General features: G+C 65.8%; 22 protein-coding genes. 9 read left to right on the top strand and 13 right to left on the bottom strand.

Annotated elements, in window-relative coordinates:
* Positions 1–26: 26 nt before the first annotated feature.
* The 3 genes from BH683_RS22460 to BH683_RS22450 all read right to left on the bottom strand — a co-directional run bounded on the left by BH683_RS22460 (position 27) and on the right by BH683_RS22450 (position 2,858).
* On the bottom strand, positions 27–518 hold the full coding sequence (locus BH683_RS22460) for a hypothetical protein (RefSeq protein ID WP_084838509.1): 492 nt from the start codon (positions 516–518) through the stop codon (positions 27–29).
* A complete protein-coding gene (locus tag BH683_RS22455) occupies positions 500–1,642 on the bottom strand; it encodes a hypothetical protein (protein ID WP_246833547.1) in 1,143 nt (380 codons plus the stop codon). The genes BH683_RS22460 and BH683_RS22455 overlap by 19 nt, the downstream gene beginning before the upstream one ends.
* Before the next feature lie 73 nt (positions 1,643–1,715).
* Positions 1,716–2,858, bottom strand: a complete 1,143-nt coding sequence (locus tag BH683_RS22450; RefSeq protein ID WP_084838507.1) for an SPFH domain-containing protein — start codon at positions 2,856–2,858, stop codon at positions 1,716–1,718.
* A 140-nt stretch (positions 2,859–2,998) separates the two neighbouring features.
* On the opposite strand from BH683_RS22450, the gene BH683_RS22445 reads away from it, so the two are divergent.
* Both BH683_RS22445 and BH683_RS22440 read left to right on the top strand, forming a co-directional pair.
* Entirely contained in the window at positions 2,999–3,706 is a 708-nt protein-coding gene (locus tag BH683_RS22445) for a hypothetical protein (protein WP_143696114.1), read from the top strand.
* Between the two features lie 97 nt (positions 3,707–3,803).
* Complete coding sequence (locus tag BH683_RS22440; protein ID WP_084838505.1) at positions 3,804–5,066, top strand: DUF4192 domain-containing protein; 1,263 nt, start codon at positions 3,804–3,806, stop codon at positions 5,064–5,066.
* 6 nt (positions 5,067–5,072) lie between these two features.
* On the opposite strand, the gene galE is transcribed toward BH683_RS22440, so the two are convergent.
* Positions 5,073–6,065 (bottom strand): UDP-glucose 4-epimerase GalE, encoded by a 993-nt coding sequence (gene galE / locus BH683_RS22435; RefSeq protein ID WP_084838504.1) that lies wholly within the window; start codon positions 6,063–6,065, stop codon positions 5,073–5,075.
* A gap of 11 nt (positions 6,066–6,076) precedes the next feature.
* Positions 6,077–6,760: a metal-dependent transcriptional regulator gene (locus tag BH683_RS22430; RefSeq protein WP_084838689.1), complete on the bottom strand. Its 684-nt coding sequence runs from the start codon at positions 6,758–6,760 to the stop codon at positions 6,077–6,079.
* Positions 6,761–6,936: 176 nt separating this feature from the next.
* On the opposite strand from BH683_RS22430, the gene BH683_RS22425 reads away from it, so the two are divergent.
* Positions 6,937–8,217, top strand: coding sequence for an acetoin utilization protein AcuC (locus BH683_RS22425; RefSeq protein ID WP_084838503.1), 1,281 nt, complete (start codon positions 6,937–6,939; stop codon positions 8,215–8,217).
* A 1-nt stretch (position 8,218) separates the two neighbouring features.
* Positions 8,219–10,927 carry a bifunctional GNAT family N-acetyltransferase/acetate--CoA ligase family protein gene (locus BH683_RS22420; protein ID WP_246833546.1) on the top strand — a complete coding sequence of 903 codons (2,709 nt, stop codon included), beginning with the start codon at positions 8,219–8,221 and terminating at the stop codon, positions 10,925–10,927.
* Between the two features lie 108 nt (positions 10,928–11,035).
* Here the strand turns inward: BH683_RS22420 and BH683_RS22415 are convergent, their stop codons facing one another.
* The 3 genes from BH683_RS22415 to BH683_RS22405 form a co-directional block, all read right to left on the bottom strand.
* Positions 11,036–12,004, bottom strand: coding sequence for a sigma-70 family RNA polymerase sigma factor (locus tag BH683_RS22415; RefSeq protein ID WP_084838688.1), 969 nt, complete (start codon positions 12,002–12,004; stop codon positions 11,036–11,038).
* Positions 12,005–12,127: 123 nt separating this feature from the next.
* Positions 12,128–13,666 carry a methyltransferase gene (locus tag BH683_RS22410; protein ID WP_084838501.1) on the bottom strand — a complete coding sequence of 513 codons (1,539 nt, stop codon included), beginning with the start codon at positions 13,664–13,666 and terminating at the stop codon, positions 12,128–12,130.
* Positions 13,663–14,007, bottom strand: coding sequence for a DUF3099 domain-containing protein (locus BH683_RS22405; protein ID WP_084838500.1), 345 nt, complete (start codon positions 14,005–14,007; stop codon positions 13,663–13,665). Before BH683_RS22405 ends, BH683_RS22410 begins: the two co-directional genes overlap by 4 nt.
* 132 nt (positions 14,008–14,139) lie before the next feature.
* Between BH683_RS22405 and BH683_RS22400 the strand changes: the two genes are divergently transcribed.
* On the top strand, positions 14,140–14,376 hold the full coding sequence (locus tag BH683_RS22400; protein WP_084838687.1) for a DUF3039 domain-containing protein: 237 nt from the start codon (positions 14,140–14,142) through the stop codon (positions 14,374–14,376).
* Positions 14,377–14,388: 12 nt separating this feature from the next.
* Here the strand turns inward: BH683_RS22400 and BH683_RS22395 are convergent, their stop codons facing one another.
* Entirely contained in the window at positions 14,389–15,525 is a 1,137-nt protein-coding gene (locus tag BH683_RS22395; protein ID WP_094647686.1) for a YihY/virulence factor BrkB family protein, read from the bottom strand.
* 283 nt (positions 15,526–15,808) lie between these two features.
* Here BH683_RS22395 and BH683_RS22390 point away from each other — a divergent pair, with 283 nt between their 5' ends.
* Positions 15,809–17,482, top strand: coding sequence for a DEAD/DEAH box helicase (locus BH683_RS22390; protein ID WP_246833545.1), 1,674 nt, complete (start codon positions 15,809–15,811; stop codon positions 17,480–17,482).
* Between the two features lie 91 nt (positions 17,483–17,573).
* Here the strand turns inward: BH683_RS22390 and BH683_RS22385 are convergent, their stop codons facing one another.
* Positions 17,574–17,780: a hypothetical protein gene (locus tag BH683_RS22385; protein WP_084838497.1), complete on the bottom strand. Its 207-nt coding sequence runs from the start codon at positions 17,778–17,780 to the stop codon at positions 17,574–17,576.
* A 252-nt stretch (positions 17,781–18,032) separates the two neighbouring features.
* Between BH683_RS22385 and BH683_RS22380 the strand changes: the two genes are divergently transcribed.
* Together BH683_RS22380 and BH683_RS22375 are read left to right on the top strand one after the other, a co-directional pair.
* Positions 18,033–19,022: an EamA family transporter gene (locus tag BH683_RS22380; protein WP_084838496.1), complete on the top strand. Its 990-nt coding sequence runs from the start codon at positions 18,033–18,035 to the stop codon at positions 19,020–19,022.
* 17 nt (positions 19,023–19,039) lie between these two features.
* The gene (locus BH683_RS22375; protein WP_094647684.1) at positions 19,040–19,393 is read left to right on the top strand and encodes a DUF952 domain-containing protein; all 354 of its coding nucleotides are present in this window, start codon (positions 19,040–19,042) and stop codon (positions 19,391–19,393) included.
* Here BH683_RS22375 and BH683_RS22370 read toward each other — a convergent pair.
* The gene (locus BH683_RS22370) at positions 19,390–20,073 is read right to left on the bottom strand and encodes a response regulator transcription factor (RefSeq protein ID WP_084838494.1); all 684 of its coding nucleotides are present in this window, start codon (positions 20,071–20,073) and stop codon (positions 19,390–19,392) included. The genes BH683_RS22375 and BH683_RS22370 overlap by 4 nt on opposite strands.
* On the bottom strand, positions 20,070–21,290 hold the full coding sequence (locus BH683_RS22365; RefSeq protein WP_084838493.1) for a histidine kinase: 1,221 nt from the start codon (positions 21,288–21,290) through the stop codon (positions 20,070–20,072). The genes BH683_RS22370 and BH683_RS22365 overlap by 4 nt, the downstream gene beginning before the upstream one ends.
* Before the next feature lie 120 nt (positions 21,291–21,410).
* Here BH683_RS22365 and BH683_RS22360 point away from each other — a divergent pair, with 120 nt between their 5' ends.
* Entirely contained in the window at positions 21,411–21,980 is a 570-nt protein-coding gene (locus BH683_RS22360; protein ID WP_084838686.1) for a hypothetical protein, read from the top strand.
* Between the two features lie 23 nt (positions 21,981–22,003).
* Here the strand turns inward: BH683_RS22360 and BH683_RS22355 are convergent, their stop codons facing one another.
* Positions 22,004–23,071 (bottom strand): DUF5685 family protein, encoded by a 1,068-nt coding sequence (locus BH683_RS22355; protein WP_084838492.1) that lies wholly within the window; start codon positions 23,069–23,071, stop codon positions 22,004–22,006.
* Positions 23,072–23,130: the final 59 nt, after the last annotated feature.

Raw genomic sequence — 23,130 nt, 5'->3', positions numbered from 1 at the left:
TGGTGCGAATTCGGGTGGGCGAGCGGCTATCCGTCGAGCTGTGGGCGCGTCGTCAGGAGGCCGACGACTGCGTCGACCCGCGGGAGTTGCAGGTCCGCACCACCGGAGATCTCGGCCGCGAGGTTCTCGAGTTCGGTCACTGCGTCTCCTGCCTGCGCGATGATCGGGTCCCGCACTCGCTGAGGCGACTTCGACGCGGTCACCAGCCGGTTGTCCAACTCGGTCGCAGCGATCTCGAGACGCACCCTGGCGTCGATCCTGCCGCCGTCGTAGTCCGCTTTCGGGTCCGAACGCAACAGCGACAACGCATCCCGCATGCGCCGGTGCAGCCGCGCCTCCGGGTCGTGGGAACCGGACCACGATTCGGGGGCGTTGGTCGGCTGACCCGGGATGAGTTCGTTCGCACGCCGCGCACCCTCGCGGATACGTCTGGTCATCACGAACACACCACCGGCAGCGGCAAGGCCGGCCACGATCACCAGCAGGACGACGACGGTGGTCACGCCCACGCTGCCCACGCCGCCACGATCGCGATGATCACGATCAGCGCTGCCAGTACCGCGAACGCGATCTTGACCTTGCTCCACGGCCGTTGCCCTTGCACCTCGCCCGTGACGCCGTTGATGAACACCTGGAACGGCGTACCCGCGTACACGACGGTCAGCAACCAGATGGGCAGCAACACGTGTTTGAACGTCAGCGAGTTGTAGCGGGTGTCCTTGTTGTTGATCCGTTGATGGTCACCGCCGATGTCGCGGCGGATGGCAGCGTCGATACCGGCATCGATTCTGGACTGGGCCACCGGGAAGCACTGATCAGCGTCCAGATCGTAGGTTCGGCACAGATGGCCTGCAACGAACTCCGGACTGAACGGGGTTGCCTGCCCGGTGGGCCACGGTTCGAGTTCGTGGACCCGGTCGGTGTCGAATCCGGTGTTGGCCAGGACCGCAACGTCATCGAAATTGTTGCCCACCACACCCGACCGGTGACTCCAGCGGGTGCGGGTCTCGGTGCGCCGGTTGTCTCCACTGCCCGTGGTCACCGTGTAGTTGTCCCCGCGCATCCCCGTGTACGAGGTGGTCGTGTCCGCGTCGTAGGTGAAGTAGGCCGCGTAGAGGCTGGAGAACGAACCGAGTTCCCGGTACTTCTTGAATTCGGTCGGAGCGAACCACCTGCTGTTGATCCAGTGCTCGATCACCTCCCGACCGCGTGCGTCATCGACCTGGAACGGCAGTATCCCGTCGACCGGAAGCCTCGTGGGGGCTGCGTGGATGTCGTCGCGCTGAATGGGCGTGGCGCAGTACGGGCATCGGGTTGCCGTCAGCGTGCCGGTGAATGTCGTTCTGCCCCCGCAACTCTGGCAAACGATTTCGCGCTCGGCATCCGGTGCCGTCGCCGGGGGTGCCGCGGCGAGCAAGCCCCGCAATTGGGTCATCGTCGAGGCCAGATCGTGCTCCACGACCCGGCGCGTGGGATCGAGGATGATGGCGTGCGAGCGACCACAGCTGGGACACAACAGATTCTGCGTCGTCGGATCGAACACCAGCTGTGCCCCGCAGCTGTCACAGGGGTAGGTGCGGGTCTGCTCGGTGACCTGAAACAGTGCCCGTTCCGGGTCGGACGCAGCGGGCGGTGGCGGCATCGGAGGCAAGGGTGGTGGGGATCCGGCCGAATCCCCGGGCAGGGGCGGCGGGTTGTGCGAATCGTTCATCGGCCTAGGTGGTGGGAGTCGTGGGAATCGGAGGAGGGGTGGCGAAGAGTCCCGCCAGGGCCGGCACGGACGACGCCTGCACCCAGCCGGGCATACCTTGACTCCACACCAGCGTGGCGCCCGTGAATTGCCCCGAGGTCGCTGCCCCCTGCAGTTGGGCGATGGTGAACGGACCCGCAGGCCGGCCACCGCTGTCGATGTGGAACGTCGCGGCTCCGGGCAGCGGCGGGGGACCTGCAGCAGGGGCGGGCTGCCCTTGTCCTGCTTGGCCGAACTGCCCAGCCATCTGACTGCCCAAGGCGACGCCCATCCCGGCGGACATCATGTCGCCCATGGCGCCGCCGCCGGGATTCTGAGCGGCCGCGAGCATCGCGTCGGCCGCCTTCCCCTGCTGATAGCGACCCAGATCGCCGACGTTGTTGAGAAACCCTCCCTCCTCGACACCCCGGGCGACGCCGCGGGTCATCGCGGACGTGATCTCGTCCGGGAGTGAGATGTTCATGGTGATCGAATCGATCGCCAGTCCGAACTCGTCGTCGACGCGCTCGGATACGAACGCACGGAGCTTGTCGGACAACTCCACCTGGCGACCCTGGAGGTCGATGACACCCAGGCGAGTCTCCATGATCATGTCCGAGAACGCGAGAGTGATGACCCGTCGCAGGAGTTCAGAGATCTCGTCCACGTCGACTGCGCTGTCGGTGCCGATGACCTCTCGCAGAAATATCTCAGGATCAGCCACCCGAACGACACACAAACCGTTGGCACGAACCTGCACCATCGTGAAATCCGGGTCGCGGACGGTCACGGGATTGGCGGTGCCCCAGCGTAGATCGGTCACCGGGCGGGTGTTGATGAAATACACCTCGGACCGGAACGGGCTGTTGAATCCGTGCTTCCAGCCCTGCAGGGTGCTCAGGATCGGGAGGTTCTCCGACGTCAGCGTGTAATGGCCGGGTCCGAAGCGATCTGCGAGCTGCCCGCGATAGACGAAAACAGCCTGCTGACCTTCACGAACGATGAGTTCGGCCTCGTTCTTGATCTCGTTGTTGTAGCGCGGAAAACGCCATGCCAACGTCGAGCGCGAATCGTCGATCCATTCGATGATGTCGACGAGTTCACCCTTGATCTTGCCGATGATCCCCATGTTCGGTGTTCTCCCTAGCGGCGTCGCGTGATCGCGGTGTCTGAAGAAGGCAGATGTGAAGCATCCAGCCAGAGACCAGTCTAGTGACACTCGCCGTGTCGCACGGCGACATCGCCTGCTCGCGATGGGAGAGTGGTCACGTGAGTCGGGTCTTTGTCGAGCGAACCGGGCGCCGGTGGATACCGGTCGCGGTGTTTGCTGCTGTGCTGGCCGTCGGTGGGTGCACAGCCGAGGTCGACGGTGATCCGACGGCCGCTCCCGTCTCCGAGGTGAGCCCTCACAGCTCCGATCAGTCGAGGGATCTCCGGGAGCGCTCGGTCACCCCCGCAGATTTCCCGGCCGGATACTCCGCGACGGAGGTCACCGGCGGACAACTGGGCGCTGTGCTGGGCGACACCGCGGGCGTGGCCGCGGGCGGGACTGTCGACCCACCGACCTGCGCGCCGAGACAACTCTCATCTGACTCCGGCGACGCGATCGCTTTCGTGGCCACCGGTGCCGGTGCCAACGCCGGCGCGCTGTCCGCGGTGACGGTTCTGGTGGACACGCCGCTGGCGGAATTGCAGGCGGACCTGGAGAGGTGCCCCACCTACACAACCGACACCGAGGGCGCGAAAGCGACTGTGACAACGACGGTTCTGCCGTCTTCGCCCGCGCAATCGGAGGAGTCGCTGGCGTTCCGGCGGGTCACGTCCTCAGGTTCGATGACCCAGACGATGACTGCGCTGGTCGGTCAGAACGACGGCATCCGGGTCTATGTCACCTATGTCGCATCGGGGCAGCGGCCGCCCGACGGCATGGCACTCGACCAGCTATACACCACAGCACTGTCTCGGTCCCGCGGCTGAGCGCCCGCCTGTGGATAGAGCTCGAAACGGTGGACAACTCCCCGATTCGGCTCATCCGGCCCCGACTGCCGGCTGAAGCGCGACCGAACATCGGTGCATGACATCTGACAACTTCGAAACCTCGGTATCGGGCCCCGCGGCACTGATCACCGCCATACCTGCTCTGCTCGGCTTCATCCCGGCGCGTTCCCTGGTGTTGATCACCTTCGAAGGCAACGGCGACGAGATCGGCACCACGATGCGTCACGACCTGACACTGGAACCGGACGGCACACCCAACGAGCTGATGCTCGGTGTCATCGATCACCTCGCTCGGGTGTGCGAGTCCTACAGAGCGGCGCGAGTGGTCGCCGTGATCATCGATGATCGGATGGACCCCCACGGCCCGGCCTATCGTCGCCTTGCGGCCATCATCGATCGCAACCTACTCGCCGTGGGCGGGCTGTACGGTGCCTTCTGGACATCGGCGATCACTCTCGGTAGCCCGTGGATCACGCTGTGGGACCGCCGGTCCGAGGTGATCGAATCGGATCGGATTGCCGACGGCGTCGTGGGTGATCCGATGATCAGCCCGGTGGCCATAGCGCGGGCGGTGGCCGGCGGGCGGCGTGTCCTGATGACCCGGGAAGAGATGGTCGAGAACCTCTCGCCACTGCCTCACTGTGCGGCAACCGAGTGTGATGCGTACGAGATCTCGGCGACGGACGACCGTCGATACACCGAACTGCTCGAGTCGACACCGACCGGGGCCGCCGCGGACGAGTGGTCGGACATCGTGGACGACGATGAGGTGGCCTCGATGTCGGGATCGGTCGATCAGAGCACGATCGATCCGGCAGTCTTGCACGACGCCTGCACGGGTGCCGGGCGTGTTCCGCTGCACCTGCTGGTCGAGCAGGTGCGTCGAATCCAAGAGCGGTCCGACCTGGAGTTCGTCCTGGACCTGGTCGCGCGCGGCTGCGGCGATCTCGATTGCGGCGACCTCCAGCGCCTCGACAAGGCTCTCCGCGAACTCTATGTGCGTGATGCGCTCGTGTCGCTCGCGGTGACCGACCTGTGGTCTGACGCCGAGTACCTGTTCACGCAGGCTGCCCGGCGGCTGCGCGGACGAGGCCAGGCAGCTGCCGCGACCCTTCTGGGGTTCGTCCATTACGTGCACGGCAACGGAGCGATGGCAGGTACGGCCTTCGACTTGGCGCTCGCGGCCAGCCCGGGGTACTCGATGGCGACCCTCTACAACGACGCGCTGACGCGCGGGATACCGCCCGGCGTGATCAATAAGTGCGCGGAGACCGGTTACCACCTCGCCCGGTCGCTCGGGGTGGAGCTGCCGCCGCCGATTCTCCGGCCGGCGGCGTGAAAGGGATCAGCGCGTCGCGAGGGACGCAGAGTGAGCGCGGTCGCCGAGAGCCCGGGTGTACTCCCACGCGTCGGCGACGATGACCGACAGATCGGTGTGTTCGGGGTACCAGCCCAGTTCTGCGATGGCCTTGTCGCTTGACGCGATCAGGACAGCCGGGTCGCCGGCGCGTCGGGGTGCGTCGACCACCGGGATCTCCAGCCCGGTGACCTCTTCGCAGGCCGAAATGACCTGTCGCACAGAAAAACCGGTGCCACTGCCGAGGTTGAAGATCGAATGACGGCCGGCGACCGCGGCCTCGAGGGCCAGGGCATGGGCCTGCGCGAGGTCGAGGACGTGGATGTAGTCACGAATGGCTGTGCCGTCGTCGGTGGGGTAGTCGGTCCCGAACATCTTGATGTGCTCACGATGACGCAGGGCGACTTGGAGGACGAGCGGGATCAAGTGGGTCTCGATGACCCGATTCTCACCGGCACCGGCGTAGGCACCCGCGACGTTGAAGTACCGCAGCGACACGGCGGCGAGGCCATGGGCCGCCGCGTACGACGTGATCGCGTGATCGATGGCGAGCTTCGTCGCGCCATAGGGATTCGTCGGACGCGTGGGCGCGGACTCGAGGATGGGCACCGATTCGGGCTCGCCGTAGGTGGCGGCCGTCGACGAGAACACCAGACGCGGAGTATTGGTGGTGCGTACGGCCTCGAGGAGGGCAAGCGATTCGACGACGTTGCCGTACCAGTACAACTCGGGGTGTTGGACCGATTCACCTACCAGCGACTGGGCGGCGAAATGCAGCACCCCGTCGAAGGCGTCCGAACCGAGTACGTCGGCGGCGACGTCTCGGACATTGCCCTCGATGAAGGGAACACCCTCAGGCAGCGCCTCGACGTTTCCGGTACTCAGGTTGTCGACGATCGTGACGTCATGACCGTGCTCCACCATGACTCGGGCGCACACACTGCCCACGTACCCGGCGCCGCCGGTGACCAGGAGTTTCATGAAGAGTTCGGTCAGACCTTCTCGACCTGAACGGAGTGCGCCATCTCCTCGGACAGTGAAAGCCCTTGGTGTCCCGGGGTGCTGATCACGATCGAGGTCGGGTTCACGGTGACGCTCACCCGTGCATTCGGGACGACACCCGCTTCGCGTAGTGCGCCGATCAGCTCGATGTCTGCCTGAGCATGCTCCGACAACCGTCGCACGATCACCGCGACGGGCTCACCCTGGGGAAGCTCTGAGATCCGTGTCATCGGTGCCGGAGGAATCAGATCCGAGTAACCGAGCTGATCAAGGCCGGGAATCGGGTTGCCATACGGTGACGTGGTCGGGTGATCCAGCACCTCGAGCAGGCGGCGTTCCACGTTCTCACTCATCACGTGCTCCCAGCGGCAGGCCTCCGCATGGACGTCCTCCCACGGCATCCCGATGACATCGACCAGCAGCCGCTCGGCGAGACGATGCTTACGCATCACCGAGACCGCAAGATTACGGCCCTTGTCGGTCAGCTCGAGGTGGCGGTCGCCGGCGACCAGCACAAGTCCGTCCCGTTCCATGCGGGCGACCGTCTGCGACACCGTCGGACCGCTCTGCTCCAGGCGTTCGGCGATACGTGCCCGCAAGGGAACGATGCCTTCTTCTTCGAGGTCGTAGATCGTCCGAAGATACATCTCAGTGGTGTCGATCAGTTCGTTCACGATCCCCATCCCTTTCGTCCTGCACCAGGCTACCTGTAACAACGTCCGGTTCAGGTCAACCCTTCCCCGACGGTGATGCGTCACACGCGCGAACTCAGCAGAGCTCCGCTGCACTCCGTCTCCGCCGATCCGGTCGAGCTCCGCTACGCTCCGTCTCCGCCAACTAGGCTCGGAGAATGAGCATTGACACCGATCCGGCGAACGCGCAATCAGCTGCGGTGATCTGGAGCGATGATTTCCTCGGCTATCGATGGGCGCCGACGCACCCGATGAACCCTATCCGGCTGGCACTGACGATGTCACTGTCGAAGTCGCTCGGGGTCCTCGACGGGGTGGCGTCGATTCCTCCGCTGGCAGTCGACGACAGGTTGCTGCAAACCGTGCACACCGCGGCGTACCTGGATGCGGTGCGCAGCGCGTCATCGGTCGATGACTATGTAGGCGGCTCCTCCCACGTCCTGGAACGGTTGTTCGGTCTGGGAAGTGTCGACAACCCGGTGTTCGAGGGGATGCACAGTGCTGCGGGCGTGCTCGTGGGAGGCACGATGGCCGCCGCCGCCGCCATCGCTTCCGGATCCGTGCGCCGCGCGGTCAACATCGGGGGCGGGATGCACCACGCGATGCCGGGCCATGCCGCCGGCTTCTGCATCTACAACGACTGTGCGGTCGCGATTCGCTGGCTGCTCGAGCAGGGGTACGACCGGATCGCCTACATCGACATCGACGCACATCACGGTGACGGCGTGCAGAAGGTGTTTGCGGGAGACCCACGTGTGCTGACGATCTCACTGCACCAGCATCCGGCGACGCTGTGGCCGGGCAGCGGCTGGCCCGAAGAAGTCGGTGAACAGGACGGGAGGGGGAGTGCGGTCAACATCGCGCTCATGCCCGAGACCTCGGACAAGTTGTGGCTGCGAGCATTCAACGCAATCGTGCCCGGTGTCGTCGAGAACTTCGGGCCCCAGATCATCGTCAGCCAATGCGGTGTCGACAGCCACTTCCAAGACCCGTTGACCGACCTGTCGCTGACGGTCGACGGGCAGCGGGCCGCCATCTATGCGATGCGCGACCTGGCCGACAAACATTCGGAGGGCAGGTGGCTCGCGGTAGGCGGCGGCGGGTACGGGATCATCAACGTCGTACCGCGCAGCTGGACCCACCTGATCTCCGCTGTCACCGGAGCCGATCTCGATCCTGACACCGTGATCGACGAGAGCTGGTGCGCCGCAGCGAAAGCCGAGGCCAGAATGCTCGACGAGACGCTACGTGCGGATCCGGTGGCAGTCATGACCGACGGCGGCCAGACCGATTACCTGCCCTGGGATGGTGATGGCGGTGGTCCACTGATGGACGGCACCACCGACGCCGCGCAGACCCGTACGGACGCCACGATCATGGCAACCCGGCGTGCTGTTTACCCATTGTGTGGTCTCGACCCGGAGGATCCCCGTGACTGACTTGCCAGAGCCGGACCGCAGCGACGCGGCAGAGTTGACGGTCGCCCCCGACAAGCGCGGACCGCACGATTTCCCGAGACATTGGATCGCGGATGTCCTCGCCAGTGACGGCGGCGTGGTGCACCTGCGGCCGATCGTGCCCGAGGACGCAGACGGACTGGTCCGATTCCACTCAGCGCTGTCCGAACGCACCAGATACCTGAGGTATTTCGGCCCATTCCCGCACATCCCGCCACGCGAGCTGGCCCGGATGACCACTGTCGACCACTACAGTCGTGTCGCGTTCGTCGGATTACTCGGCGGGGAGATCATCGCCATCGGTATCTACGAAGGCCTGGCCGCCGATGGCAAGGACGGCACGGCAGAGGTCGCGTTCGTGGTGGCGGACGAGCACCAGGGTCGCGGCCTCGGGCCGATTCTGCTCGAGCATCTCGCAGGTGCCGCCGCCGAATGCGGATTCGAGCGCTTCGAAGCAGAGGTACTGGCCGAGAACCCCAACATGGTGGCGGTCTTCCGCGATGCCGGATACCAGGTCCGCCGCAGCTTCGACGGCAGCACCATCCACGTGGAGTTCACGATCGATCCCTCCGAGGCGCTGCTCTCGGTACGCAACGCCCGCGAGCGCGGCTCGGAGGCCCGCAGTGTCGCGAACCTGCTCCGGCCGACCTCCGTCGCGGTCATCGGAGCCTCCGTCGACCGTTTGAAGGTCGGCAATGCCGTACTGGCGAACGTGATCGCCGGCGGCTTCACCGGCCCGGTGTTCCCGGTGAACTCCGAACACCGGGCAGTCCGCGGGATCCGCGCCTACTCGACGGTGCGCGACATTCCCGACCCCGTCGACCTCGCAATCGTCGCCGTCCCGGCCGATGCCGTCGAAGAAGTCCTCGACGACTGTCTGCACAAAGGCGTCAAGACCATGGTGGTGCTGTCCTCCGGGTTCGGGGACACGAGCGACTCGGGTCTCGAGTCGGAGCACCGACTGGTGGAATCGATCCGTGAACACGGCATGCGGCTGGTCGGGCCGAATGCCTTGGGAGTGGCCAACACAGATCCGGCGGTGTCCCTCAACGCCACCCTGGCGCCGCTGGTCCCGGGTCGCGGCACGGTCGGGTTCTTCTGCCAGTCCGGTGCGTTGGGTATCGCCATCCTCGACGCTGCAGCGCGTCGGCAGCTCGGGTTGTCGACATTCGTCTCCGCAGGCAACCGTGCCGACGTCTCCGGCAACGATCTGCTGCAGTACTGGGACACCGATCCGGACACCGAGGTCGTCTTGCTGTACCTCGAAAGTTTCGGCAATCCCAGGAAGTTCACGCGATTGGCGCGCAGGGTCGCCAGCGGTAAGCCGGTGGTCGCGGTGAAATCCGGGCGAGGCGCGGTGCCGCCCGCGATGGCCGCCGTCGATCACTCGCTCGACGACGAGAGCACCCGGGCGCTGCTCGCACAATCCGGGGTCATCCAGGTCGCGACGATCCCCCAGCTCTTCGACTGCGCGACGGTGTTCGCGTACCAGCCGCTTCCGCGCGGACCGCGTGTGAGCATCGTCGGCAATTCCACGGCGCTCGGCGTGCTCGCTCAGGAGGCAGGGAGCCACTTCGGGCTCGAGGTCGTCCAGCGGGTCGACCTGGGACCGAGCGCGTCGCCCGAGGCGTTCGAAGAGGCCGTGCGAACCGCAGCCGCCGATGAAGGCGTCGACGCCTTGATCGCGGTGTTCGTGCCACCGGTCGCCGTCAGTGTGGATCGGTACGCCCAGGCCTTGATGTCAGGTATGGCCGACTCCGACAAACCTGTCGTCACCACATTCCTGGCCGTCGAAGGTATTCCGCAGAACCTGTCGGTGCTGGGAGCGCGCGGCACCCCCGCACGAGGGTCGATACCGTCGTTCCCCGGGCCGGAGCGGGCCGCAGAAGCTCTCGGACATTCCTGGCAGTATGCCCAGTGGAAGTCCCGGCCGGCGTCGGAGGTGCGCAGGCCCGCCGACGCCGATCCCGACACCGCACGGCGTCTGGTCCGCGAGGCGGTCGCCGCGTCGGCGGGTGCGGTCACCGAACTCGACGACGATCGAACCGTTCAGATCCTGGCCTGCTACGGGATTCACATCGTCCCGTTCAAAGAGGTCAGCAGCGTCGACGAGGGTGTCGCGGCGGCAAACGAACTCGGGTATCCGGTGGCCATCAAGGCCTTCTCGCCGAGCTGGCGAGGCCGGGCGGACCGGGAAGGCGTGCGACTCGACCTACCCGATCAGCATTCGGTGGAGCTGGCCGTCGTCGAGCTGACCGAGGTCACCGGTGAGTCGCGGTTGCATGTGCAGCAGATGGCCCCGAAGGGGATCAGCACCGTGATCCGGGTCCGGGATGATCCTTCCTTCGGGTCCCTGATGTCGTTCGGTCTTGCCGGGGTCACCAGCGATCTCCTCGGTGATCGCGCCTATCGCGCGCTCCCGCTGACGGAAAATGATGCCGCGGACCTGATCGCAGCGCCGCGGTCGGCGCCCCTGCTCTCGGGTTACGGCGGGCAGGAACCGGTCGACAAAGACGCATTGATCGATCTGGTGACCCGTATCTCGGCACTGGTCGACGACATCCCGGAGGCACGCGACGTGGTCTGCGACCCCATTCACGCGACCCCGGGGGGCGTAGCGGTGCTCGCAGCGCGGATGCGTGTGGGCGCCGTGCCGACCAAACACGATTCGGGGCCTCGCCGTTTGGCTTGACGGTGCCCCCCCGGGTCGCGGGCCGGTCTCGCACGGTGCACACAACGCACCAGCCGCCACTGATGATTCAGTGGCGGCTGGGCCGGTGAGAGAGAAGTGCTGGGGAGATCAGCTGGCGTACGCGCGCAACCGCTCGGCGCGGTCGCCCTGACGCAGCTTGGACATGACCTCACGCTCGATCTGGCGTACTCGTTCGCGGGACAGACCGAACATGCGGCCGATCTGGTCCAGGGTGCGCGGCTGACCGTCGTCGAGTCCGAAGCGCAACCGGATCACCTGCTGCTCCCGCTCGTCGAGAGTGGCCAGGACCGTGCGGACGTCGGTGTGCAGAAGTCCTGCGATCACGGCGTTCTCGGCGGAGGTGGCCTCTGCATCTTCGATGAAGTCACCCAGTGGTGCCTCTTCGTCGCTGCCGACCGGCATGTCCAGGCTCACCGGGTCACGACTGTGATCGAGGAGGTCGGCGATCTTCTCGGCCGGGATGCCCGACTCCGAGGACAACTCGTCATCGGTGGCCTCACGCCCGAGCTGCTGGTGGAGCTCACGCTTGATCCGCGCCAGCTTGTTGACCTGCTCCACGAGGTGGACCGGAAGCCGGATCGTGCGGCTCTGATCTGCCATGCCGCGGGTGATCGCCTGACGGATCCACCAGGTGGCGTAGGTGGAGAACTTGAAGCCCTTGGCGTAGTCGAACTTCTCCATGGCCCGGATCAGGCCGAGGTTGCCCTCTTGGATCAGGTCGAGCAACGGCATCCCGCGGCCGGTGTAGCGCTTGGCCAGCGACACGACGAGCCGCAGGTTGGCCTCCAGCAGGTGCGAACGGGCCGACTCACCCTCCCGGATCAGCGTCGCGAGGTCGCGCTTCTTGACGGCCGACAGACGCTTCCGGGTGGCCAGGACGTGTTTGGCGTAGAGCCCGACCTCGATCTGCTTGGCCAGCTCCACTTCCTGCTCGGCGTTGAGAAGTGCGGTGCGGCCGATGCCGTTCAAGTACACGCGAACAAGGTCCGCGGCCGGGCTTTGCGCATCCAGGTCCTGTTCGGTCATCGCCGGACGGATGGTGGTGGGGCTGGACATGTCGGCCTCCTCAAGTGCGGTTGTCTTCACTTGGTTCAACGGAGGAGGCGGCCCAGATAGTTCCACGAAGGTTCCTCGGAGCCGACGCTGTGACCAGCACTTTTTGATTATCGATCTGAGAAGTTACTGAGAGTGCCCTGAGGTTTCCCGGCAGGATGCGGTCCATTCCGCCGGCAGTACGATTCCGTGGCGGATCAAACCCTCCACCAGCTGCCGCACCGCCGCCCTGTCGATCTGATCGTCGCCGGTTGCGACCGCGAGCAGTTCGGTGATCTCGCCGAGGGTCAACCCGTCCGGACGCAGGCCTGCGAGCAGCGCCTGGCCGAGGGTGTCGATCTCGTGACTCCACCGTGGACCGTCCGGACGGTGGATACGCATCACCACGTCCTGCCATCCGGTGTCGGGGTCCAGAGTCGCCACCCGTTCGAGGGCCGCGCCCTCGGTGACCGAGAATCGCTCGTTCGTCAGGTCATGGCTTCGCAACCACGCGGTGCGGCGGAGATAGTCGTCGGCTTCGGGCCCGATCGGATCGTCGAACGAGTGCCCGAGCTCCTCGGCGAGCAGGTCGGTCGGCTCGTCGGTGCGGCGCAGGAAGACGAACCCGAATCCGATGCCCGACACGCCGGACCGGTCGAGATGTCTGAGCCAGCGGTCGGCGAGTTCCGCGGATGCCGGGTCGCGGGGGTCGTGACCGGCGTCGCGCAGCCAGGTGCCCACGTACAAGGCGGGATCGGCAACATCGCGCTGCACGACCCATGCGTCGACCCCGTTGTCGGGGATCCACTGCGATATTCGCGTTCTCCAGTCGTCCCCGGTGACGACCCATGAGGCCAACATCGAGGCAGTGCCGCCTTCGGTGAGGAATTTCGGCGCAGTTCGGCACATGAGCTCGCTCGCGCCATCGAGGTCCAAGCCGGAGTCCCGGTACGTGTGCGTGACCTCCGGTGGACCGACGACAAAGGGTGGATTCGCGACGATCCGGTCGAACTTCTGGCCCCCGACGGGACCGAACCACGCGCCCTTGGACAAGGTGACCCGACCGGGGTCGATGCCGTTGATGGCGAACCCCGCTCGTGTCATCGCCAGGGAGCGATCGGTGATGTCGGTCGCCGTGATGTGGCCGGCGAAGTCTGCGGCGTGGATCGCCTGGACTCCGCAGCCGGTGCCGACGTCGAGTACGGATCCGACGGGATCCGACGCGGTGGCCTTCAGCAGGGACAACGATGCGTGCCCCACACCGAGTACGTGGTCCTCGGTGATCGCCCTGCGGCGCATCGTTCCGTCGAGGTCGGACAGTAGCCAACGGTTACCCGACCCGAGGTCCACCGGACGGACATCGATGGCCGCACAGAGCCCGGCGCCGTCGACCTCCAGGAGTCCGGCGGCGATCGCCCGGTCGATGTCCAGCGGCGACAGCGCGGACGACACCTGTGATCGGCTGCAGGTGTCACCGAGGAGCAGGAGCCGGATCAGGGTTCCGAGTGTGCCGCCGTCGGCGCACGCCCGCCGGACCGGTACCGGTTCGCCGCGGCCCAGCGCCCCGTGGGCCTCGTCGCCGAGCAGGTCGAGTACCCCATCCGCCGTATAGCCGGCCTGCCGAAATGCGGCTCGAAGGTCGTCCGCAAGGGTGTACAGATCGGCAGCTGAACCCGGAGCGCTCACTCCTCGCGTCTATCGAGACCGAAGAAGGCTCGCTTCTGGGTGAGCTGGTTTGCTCGCTCAGTGCCGTATTTGTAGTGAGGCACTTCGCCTTTGGCTCGCGGCGGCCGGTCGTTGGCGATCAACACCGCCACCCAGGGAATCGGGATCGACAGAATGATCACTCCGAGCGCCAGGAAACCGTTCTGTGTTGCCCCGTAGATGACCCCCGCGAGGACCAGTGCGGGGACACGGAACGCCATCAACGTCAGGTACTTGCGTACGCGGGCCCGGTGCTGTTCTTCCAGAGAGGTCTGAGCCTCGGTGATGAGAAAAGTCTCCGGCGCGTGTTCTTTCGGAGCCATGTTTTCCACTGTCCCACTTTCGTTGCCGGACGGCCACCTGCAGTTGGATCGGCCCCGACGTGGTCGGCGAACGGTCCACCGCGACCTACGCGTTGGCCCATCGCGGATTGTCGGGGCAGAATCGTTCCCATGGTGGATACGCAGACCCTCGACAAGCCCGAAGTCACTACCGACGAGACGACAGAGGACGACACCCCGAAGTTCTTCCACTACGTGAAGAAAGACAAGATCGTCGAGAGCGCGGTGATGGGCAACATCGTCGTCGCCCTGTGTGGAGAGACTTTCCCCGTCACCCGTTCGGCCAAACCGGGCTCACCCGTGTGCCCGAAGTGCAAGAAGATCTACTCGCGCATGAAGAAGGGCGAGTGATCGGTCCGGCGCTCAGCCCGGTGCGTTAGGCCCCGTAGCCGGGGTCTCTTTCTCCCGCGGCGCGGGAGTGGGCGTGGCCGGTGACGCTTCACTGCGTTTGATCGGCCCGGACGGCAGCCACGCTGGGACACCTTTGAGTTGATCGGTTATGTCGCTCGTCTGCTGGGAGACCCAATCGCGGACCTGATCGATCTTGGTCGGGTTCGCGGGCCACAGTTGCTGGGCGATCGCGTTGAATTCGGCGCCCACCACGATGGCGAAGCCGAGGAAGAACGTGAAGAGCAAGAAGGCGATCGGGGTGGCGAGTGCGCCGTAGCTGTATCCGGTCTGGGTGATCGTCGAGAGGTACCACCGCAGGATCGCACTCGCACACCAGAACACGAGGCCCGCGAGCAGCGCGCCGGGTACCAGTCGATGCCACGGGAGGGGCTTCGCCAGGGCGACGCGATAGAGGGTCGTCAATCCGGCGAGCAACAGCAACGCAACCGCGGGGAAGTATCCGTATTCGATGGCGACCGAACTGGCCGGGTGCCATGAGTCGGGTATCACCTCGCGGACATAGGCCGGCCCGAGCGCCACGAGGGGCAGCGTGAGGACGGCGAGAACCAGGAAACACACATAGAGCCACAACGCGAACAGCCTCTGCGTCACCGCGTGCCGGACGTTGTGCTGACCGTGGGCCACGACGATGGAGTCGACGAAACTCGACATCGCGGAGGACCCGGCCCACAGCGACAACACGAAGCCCAGCGAGACAACCTCGGCGCGCCCGCTGACGAGCACGTTGTCGACTGTGGGGGTGATGATCTCGTCGACCACATTCTGGCTGAAGGTGCGATCGGCAAAGCTGATGATCCGGTCCTGGATGATCTCCTCAGTGTTCGGCCCGAACCAATTCGCGACGTAACCGACGCAACCGAGAAGACCGAGAAGCAGCGGGGGCAATGACAGCGTCTGCCAGAACGCGGCCTGGGCCGACATCGCGAAGATCGAGTCGTCCCAGGATTTGGTGATGGTGCGCCACAACATCCAGGGCAGGCTTTTGAGTACGCGCGGCCGGTCGCCGGCACCTTCCTGTCGACGGGTGTCATCGACCTGCGACGGATTCTGCGTCGTGGGTTCGGGGGAGGGTTCGGTTGGCTGTGTGATGAGACCAGCATTACGGAAGATCGAGCGCGATGGGAGATGCCGCGCCGCCGACGCTGTGGGCTGATCGCGGTGCGGCGCGGTAACATTTTGCGGTGCCCCGGCGGGACGAGCGCAGTGCGCCGAATCGCCCGACGCAGTGGAGCACACGCCATCCGGGCAGACCGGTTGGCCCGATTGAAGAACCTCATCGCAAGTCAAGGAGTTGTGCCCTGTCGTGACCCGACCCTCTGCCCTCTCCGGATCTCAGGTCACCGAACCGGCCCCTCCGCCGGCCGCCTCGCCGCTGCGTACGTGGCAGCGGCGCGCCCTGACCAAGTACCTGTCCGCGGCACCCAAGGACTTTTTGGCGGTGGCGACGCCGGGCGCCGGCAAGACGACTTTCGGGCTGCGGATCGCGGCGGAGTTGCTCGCTGATCGCACGGTGGACCAGATCACTGTCGTCGCCCCTACCGAACACCTCAAGCACCAGTGGGCCGCCGCCGCTGCGCGCGCCGGCATCGCGCTGGACTCCCGGTTCAGCAATTCCGCGGGACAGACGAGCTCGGACTATCAGGGTGTGGTCGTGACCTATGCCCAGATCGCCACCCATCCGGCCCGGCACCGCGTGCGAACCGAAAATCGTCGAACGCTGGTCATCCTCGATGAGATCCATCACGGTGGCGATGCCAAGAGCTGGGGTGAAGCGATCCGTGAGGCCTTTTCCGACGCGACCCGGCGCCTGGCACTGACCGGAACCCCCTTCCGGTCCGACGACAGCCCCATCCCCTTCATCACCTACGAGCCGGAGGCCGGAGGCGGCAGCCGATCGGTCGCCGACTACGTCTACGGCTACTCCGACGCCCTGGCTGACGGCGTCGTGCGCCCGGTGGTCTTCCTCGCGTACTCCGGTGAGGCCAGTTGGCGGAACAACGCGGGCGAGGAGTTCACCGCCCGGCTCGGCGAACCGCTCTCGGCCGAACACACCGCGCGCGCGTGGCGTACCGCCCTCGACCCCCACGGCGACTGGATCCCCGCCGTGCTGCAGGCCGCCCACACCCGGCTGAGGCAGTTGCGTGGTTCGGGCATGCCCGACGCAGGCGGTCTGGTGATAGCGACGGATCAGACCGTGGCCCGGGATTACGCCGAATTGCTGCAGGCGATCACCGGCAAGATGCCCACGCTGGTGCTCTCGGATGATCCGAAATCGTCGAGCCGCATCGCGGAGTTCAGTGAGTCGCAGGACGAGTGGATGGTGGCAGTTCGGATGGTGTCCGAGGGCGTCGACGTCCCTCGTCTCGCCGTTGGCGTCTATGCCACCAGTGCGTCGACTCCGCTCTACTTCGCGCAGGCGATCGGTCGCTTCGTGCGGTCGCGTCGGCCTGGTGAGAACGCCAGCGTTTTTCTGCCGTCGGTCCCTGTGCTGCTGCAGTTGGCTGCGCAGCTGGAGGCCCAGCGCGACCACGTGCTCGGCAAACCGCACCGGGAGTCCGAAGGACTCGACGACGCGCTACTCAATGACGCGAACAAGCAGAAAGACGAGGACGGTGAAGACGAGCGGGGATTCGAGTCCCTCCATGCCGACGCCGAACTGGACCAGGTGATCTACGACGGGTCGTCCTTCGGCACCGCCACATTCTCCGGCAGCGACGAAGAGGCCGACTATCTGGGATTGCCCGGTCTGCTCGATGCCGACCAGGTCCGCGATCTCCTGCAACAACGCCAAGCGACCCAGATCGAGGCGCGCAGCGCGCAACCGACGCCCGCGCCGGTGGTGAAGAACGAACCGTCGGTGGGTAAGCAGCTCACCGCTCTGCGTCGTGAGTTGAACAGCCTGGTGGCGATGCATCACCATCGCACCGGAAAACCGCACGGCCAGGTGCACAACGACCTGCGGGAGCGGCTCGGCGGTCCTCCCACCGCCATGGCGACGGCGGATCAGTTGCAGGCCAGGATCGAGGCGTTGCGCAAGTGGCGGTGAGCGTGCCGCGCGCACACGTCCGGCCAGCGGGCCCGGATACAGCACCGCCGCGGCTCACGTGATGTGAGCCGCGGCGGCGTGACGGGAGTTCTTAGACCAGCTCTTCTTCGTTGGTGACCACGGTCGCACCCATGTCGATCAGGCGTGCTTCGTGCTCGTTGAAGTGGTGACGGCAAAACAGCAGCTCTCCACCTGTGGAGAGAACCGCGCGTACACGTGCCGCCGCACCGCAACGATCACAGCGGTCGGCAGTGGTCAGTGGCATGTGGATCGGGGGCGTGGTGATGGTGTCTGACATGTTTTCCTCCGTCCAGGGCCTGCGCTTACGCGGTCCCTTCGCGAGCTGATGTACCGGGGTGGTACATCCACTCTCACTCTTTCAGACGATTTGGCAATCGGCTTTGTTCCCGGGGGCCCTCCGGTGTGTCGTCACTCACCCGTAACAGCCGAACCACGATCTGCAACATTCGCCGGTTCACCGGTGTGAGACAGATCCCAGCGTGCGGCCGGGTGGGCGGGTGACGACGTGTGACCCACCTACAGTGTTGCAATGTCGCGCCGAGTCCAAACCCCGGGGGCGGCGCGTGGGCTCTCGACACTCTCCGCGCTCTTCGTGATCGGCGCCGTGTGCCAATACCTCGGGGCCTCGATCGCTGTTCCACTGTTCGGTCGATTCGATCCCGCCACGGTCGCCTGGTTGCGCGCGGCCGGCGCCGGTGTGGTGCTGCTGGCGGTGTGGTGGCCATTGGCGGCGCGCCGCTGGCCGCGGATCGGCGTCCGGTTCCCGCCTCGGCGACTGCTGACCGCTGCCGCGTTCGGACTCGTCACGCTGGGAATGAACATGGCCTTCTACACGGCCATCGATTCGATAGACCTGGGCGTGGCGGTCGCCATCGAGTTCCTGGGGCCGGTCGTCGTGGCGGCGGCGGGCTCACGCACTCTGTCGGACGGCTTCGCGGTGCTCGCCGTACTCGTGGGTGTGGTGTTGCTCAGCGGAGCCAGCGTGGAGGGGTCGCCTGAGGGTGTCTTGTTCGCGTTGCTCGCGGCGGCCCTCTGGGCGGCGTACATCGTGGTCGGCAAGGTGGTCGCGGGCGGATCGGTGCGCAGAGGTACGGAAGAAACCACCTCCGCATCGCCCGCGGCGGGCCGGAATGCGGCGCCCTGGCGTGACGGGATCGATGATCTGGCGATCGGGTTGACGGTGGCGGGCGCGCTCGCCGCACCTCTGGTCATCGGCCTGGGCGGGTCGGCGGGCACGGACTCGTTGTGGAGTTGGCGGATCGTGGCCATCGGGATCGGACTCGGCGTGCTCTCGAGCGCGATCCCATACCTGCTCGATCAGATCGTGTTGTCGAAGGTGGGCCGCTCGCAGTTCGCACTCCTGCTGGCCCTGCTCCCGGTGACGGCCGCAGTGGTCGGTGCGCTCGCTCTCGCCCAGATTCCGACGGTGCCCGAGCTGTGCGGCATGGCTCTGGTGATTGCGGCGATTGTGTTCACCGCGCGCACAACCGATATTGCCTCTGGCGCCGGCACCGGCTGATGCGGCAGGCTGATGGGGTGAGCGGCGACGTACATCTGGTCCATCTGTGCTCGATCTCCGACTGGCTCGAAGCCAGGACGTCCGGGTCGATCGAACCTGCCTCGCTGGGGGAGCAGGGTTTTGTGCATCTCTCGGATCGCAAACAGGTGCACATCCCGGCAAACCTGTTGTACCGCGACCAGGCCGATCTGGTGCTGCTCAGTATCGATCCGCTGCGGGTGGGCGCCGAGATCGTCTGGGAGGACGGCGACCCCCCGGATGCGGCAGGCACCCAGTTCCCGCATCTGTACGGCGCGTTGCCGACCAGTGCCGTCGTGGGGGTACAGCGGTACGACCTGGACGAGTCGGGGCGCTTTCCCCAACTTCATTAGTCCGACTCGCCGGGCCTGAAGGTCAACCCGTTCTCACGGGCCGCAATGGCTGCCTGCAGTCTCGATCGGAGCCCCAACTTGCTCAGCACCCGCGACACGTGGGTCTTGACGGTGGTCTCACCGATGAACAGTGCAGAGGCGATCTCGGCATTCGACAATCCTGCACCGAGGGTCGCCAGAACCTCGCGCTCCCGTTCGGTCAACTCTGAGATGTCTTGACGCTCAACAGGTCCCCGCTGCACATCGGCTGAACCGTCTGGCCGGTGCGCGAATTGGTCGATGACACGGCGGGTCACCTCAGGGGCAAGCGCGGCATCTCCACGCGACACCGCGGTGACCGCAGAGATCAACTCCGCCGCGCTCGCCGTCTTCAACATGAATCCAGAGGCCCCCGCTCGCAGTGCCGAGAAGATGTAGTCGTCGATGTCGAACGTGGTCAGGATCAGCACCCTGGAATCGCCTGCGGTGCAGATGCGGCCGGTCGCGTCGATGCCGTCGGTACCGGGCATCCGGATGTCCATCAGGACGACATCCGGTCTGTGTTCGGCGGTCATCCTGACCGCCTGATCACCGTCGGATGCCTCACCGATCACCTCGATGTCCCCGGACGTCTCGAGGAGCATTCGTAGCCCGGCTCGGATGGCTGCATGATCGTCCGCGATCAGGACCCGCGTAGTCATCGCGGCCCGGTGAGACCGGACGCGCGGTGGGGATCAGATCCTGGCAGGCGGTCGATGACCGGAGTCGGAAGCTCGGCGACGACGTTCCACCGTCGATCGGTGATGTCGACGTCGAGACTGCCGCCGACCGATCCGGCGCGAACCCGCATGTTCTCGATGCCGTGACCCACGATCTCCTCGGGGAGCACGACGTCTTCGTGGACAGCGTTGGCGATCGAGATCACCGCGGACGAAGCCTGCTGGCGCACCACGACTTCGACGTCCGCGCCCGGGCTGTGCGCAGCCGCGTTGGTGAGCGCCTGCTGGATGATCCGATAGGCCACGATCGTGCTCACCGGAGAGAGCCGGGTCGACTCGACGGTGATGTCGACACTCGACCCGCATGCCCGGGCCGCATCGGCGAGTCGTTCGATGTGATCCAGGGTCGCGGTGACCGGGGCGTCGAAGTCGTCAGGTCCTGACAACAGATCGATCATCGTCCGCATCTCACGCAGCGCCTCGACACTGGACGATCGTACGGAGCGCAGCACCGAGTCGCGGATTCCGGCATCGCGCGTCTCGAGTGCCGCGGCCGACTGCAGGGCGATTCCGGAGAGCTGGCCGGCGACCACATCGTGGAGATCTCGCGCGAGCCGCCGCCGTTCGGAAGCGATCGCGACCTCCTGGTCGCGCATCGCGAGGGCCTCGACAGCGCGAGCTCGATCACGTTCACTCTCTGCGGCGAGCTCGTGCTGTCTGATGGCGTGGCCGTACGAGGCCGGAGAGGCGATCAGGGCCGTGACGAGCAGCATGGCCAGCAGCGCCACCCGCCAATCGCCGGAACCGGTGAGAGCCACCGTGAGTACGATCGCAGCAACCAGCCAGTTGACCAGGAGCATGACCCGCCGCAGCCGCGCGGAGCCGTATCTGGCGACGGCATAGACCACATCGGAGTAGACGATCCACACCGCGATTGTCGGACCGCAGAACGCATCGAGCGCGAGAGCCGCGGTGGTGCCGGCGAACGCGACTGCGGGCCGGCTCGAACGCCAAGCCTGGAAGAAGCACGCCAGACCCAGGGTGAGGACCGGAAGCCACTGCGGCAGTGATGTGTTGAGAGCGGTGGGACCGAAGAAGTAGCGCAGATCGCCGATGTACAACACGAGGCCGGCGGCGAAGAATGCGACGGCGACGCCGAGATCTCGCCGCCGACCCGAATCGATCCGTACCAGTGCCATCGCACCTCCCGGTGACCATCACAGCACAACGTCGATCGGCCGTCGTCCTCATAAGTGATGACCCGATCTCACCCGGGTGGCCGATGTGGCGAGCAGCGGTTGCGGCACACACTCGACGACATGAACTCACCCATCTTCGCCCTGATCATCGGCTGCGAGATCGGATTCTGGGTGCTGGTCTTCGCCGGGCTGGCCACCCGCTACCTGCTGCACCGGCGCCGCGCCTCGACGGCCGTGCTCGCGCTCGTTCCCGCCCTGGATGTGCTCTTGCTCGTCGCGGTCGCACTGGACATCCATCGCGGCAGCGAGGTCGAAACGGTTCATCGGCTCGCCGGTATCTACCTCGGCGTCACCGTCGCATTCGGGCATTCCACGATCAAGTGGGCCGATCTCCGATGTGCACATTGGTTCGCCGACGGTCCACCGCCGCCTCGTCGTCCCAAGAATGGGCCGGCTGCATTTCGTCGCGAGTTGATGCTGTTCGGGCAATGGCTGTGCGCAGCGGCTGTTTCCGCTGTCGCGGTGATCGGACTGTCTCTCACCGTCGCGGACGGTGCGCAGGCCTCAGCGCTTCACGGTGTGTTCCCGACACTCGGCGTCATCACCGTCGTCTGGCTGCTCACAGGACCGGTGTGGGCCCTCTTCGACCTCGGGGAGAAGGAGCATCGGAAGATCACCCACCCGACATGACGTCCGGTGCGTCGCGGGCTCCGTCAGCAGTCGCAACAATCGCAGCAGTCGCAGCAGTCGCAGTCGCATCCTTTGCAGGCGCCCTGATGACGCTTGCCATTGCAGGGATTGGTGTGGTCGGCACAACATGCATACCCGGTGCAGTACACGCCCATCCACGGCAAGATGCGCCGGTGAAAAGGGGGTAGGGGAGGGCGCGGGGGCGGGCCGGGTGTGGTGAAGACAGCTTCTGTGCGGTGGCCGAAGACCTGGGTCATCGCACGCTCGAGCCCTCCGAGCAGAAGTACCCGAAGTAGCCGATCGTCGCGCAACACAAGCGTATCGGTGGCGGTGCGAATCGCCGAGATCAATCGCCTGCAGTCTTGCCGCGCCCTCTCAAGACTGGTCCCCGTCGCCGTCAGGGGATTGAAGTCACCTGTCTTGCAATCGCTTTCGATATCTTCGGCGGCGTCGAGCAGATGAGCGCAGCGACCGAAGTCGGAACCGATCTGCTCGAGCGCAGCTCGATTCTCCGGTGCGCCGGCCAGGTCTGCGGTCGCGGCGAACACCGCGGCCGCCGCCCGGGCGGCGCCGTCTGTGATCTCGTCGAGGCTCGCTCCACCGACTTCGACATCGGCTTGTCCCGCCAGATCGTCGAGTAACGCCCTGCCTCCGATGGCTGTCGTGACCTGGCCGTCGGCGAGCGCCTTGGCCCGAAGCCGTGGTTCCGCGAACCGGGCGCCGCGCGAGCGCAGCGCGGAAGGTGCCGCCAGGCCGGCCCTCTGCTCGGCCAGTACATCGGCAGCTTTCGCGGACGCGAGCGTGAGCGAGGTGGTGGCGCCGAGACGGACACTGAGTTCGGCCGGTGCGATGACCTGAGCGGTCCGCATCCCGCGCAGCGCGCAGGGACCCGCCGTCACCATGTTCGATGGCGATTGTCGTTGCGCATCAACGAGTATCGATACCACGATGGCGTCTGTATTGGTGGTGAGCCTGGCGAGCTGCCCGTGATCGTTGCGCAATGACAGACACACGCCGCACATGTGAGCGCGCCACTGCGCACCCAACTCCGAGTCGAGATGGGTGATACAGGGGCTCAGGACGCCGAACATGCAGACATACAAGCACAGCGCAGCGCGCCGAGCCTGGCAGAAAGCAGGATTTAACCCAT

This window comes from Williamsia sp. 1138, from assembly GCF_002095435.2.
GTDB lineage: Bacteria > Actinomycetota > Actinomycetes > Mycobacteriales > Mycobacteriaceae > Williamsia.
Note: the sequence above shows the minus strand (reverse complement) of the source record. Positions and strands in the feature narration are given on the sequence as shown.

Excerpts from the sequence above, each read along its gene's own strand:
- BH683_RS22455 (WP_246833547.1), bottom strand. The coding sequence starts at position 1,642 with ATGCCGCCACCGCCCGCTGCGTCCGACCCGGAACGGGCACTGTTTCAG.
- BH683_RS22450 (WP_084838507.1), bottom strand. The coding sequence starts at position 2,858 with ATGGGGATCATCGGCAAGATCAAGGGTGAACTCGTCGACATCATCGAA.
- BH683_RS22440 (WP_084838505.1), top strand. The coding sequence starts at position 3,804 with ATGACATCTGACAACTTCGAAACCTCGGTATCGGGCCCCGCGGCACTG.
- galE (WP_084838504.1), bottom strand. The coding sequence starts at position 6,065 with ATGAAACTCCTGGTCACCGGCGGCGCCGGGTACGTGGGCAGTGTGTGC.
- BH683_RS22425 (WP_084838503.1), top strand. The coding sequence starts at position 6,937 with ATGAGCATTGACACCGATCCGGCGAACGCGCAATCAGCTGCGGTGATC.
- BH683_RS22415 (WP_084838688.1), bottom strand. The coding sequence starts at position 12,004 with ATGTCCAGCCCCACCACCATCCGTCCGGCGATGACCGAACAGGACCTG.
- BH683_RS22405 (WP_084838500.1), bottom strand. The coding sequence starts at position 14,007 with ATGGCTCCGAAAGAACACGCGCCGGAGACTTTTCTCATCACCGAGGCT.
- BH683_RS22385 (WP_084838497.1), bottom strand. The coding sequence starts at position 17,780 with ATGTCAGACACCATCACCACGCCCCCGATCCACATGCCACTGACCACT.
- BH683_RS22380 (WP_084838496.1), top strand. The coding sequence starts at position 18,033 with ATGTCGCGCCGAGTCCAAACCCCGGGGGCGGCGCGTGGGCTCTCGACA.
- BH683_RS22370 (WP_084838494.1), bottom strand. The coding sequence starts at position 20,073 with ATGACTACGCGGGTCCTGATCGCGGACGATCATGCAGCCATCCGAGCC.
- BH683_RS22365 (WP_084838493.1), bottom strand. The coding sequence starts at position 21,290 with ATGGCACTGGTACGGATCGATTCGGGTCGGCGGCGAGATCTCGGCGTC.
- BH683_RS22360 (WP_084838686.1), top strand. The coding sequence starts at position 21,411 with ATGAACTCACCCATCTTCGCCCTGATCATCGGCTGCGAGATCGGATTC.
- BH683_RS22355 (WP_084838492.1), bottom strand. The coding sequence starts at position 23,071 with ATGTTCGGCGTCCTGAGCCCCTGTATCACCCATCTCGACTCGGAGTTG.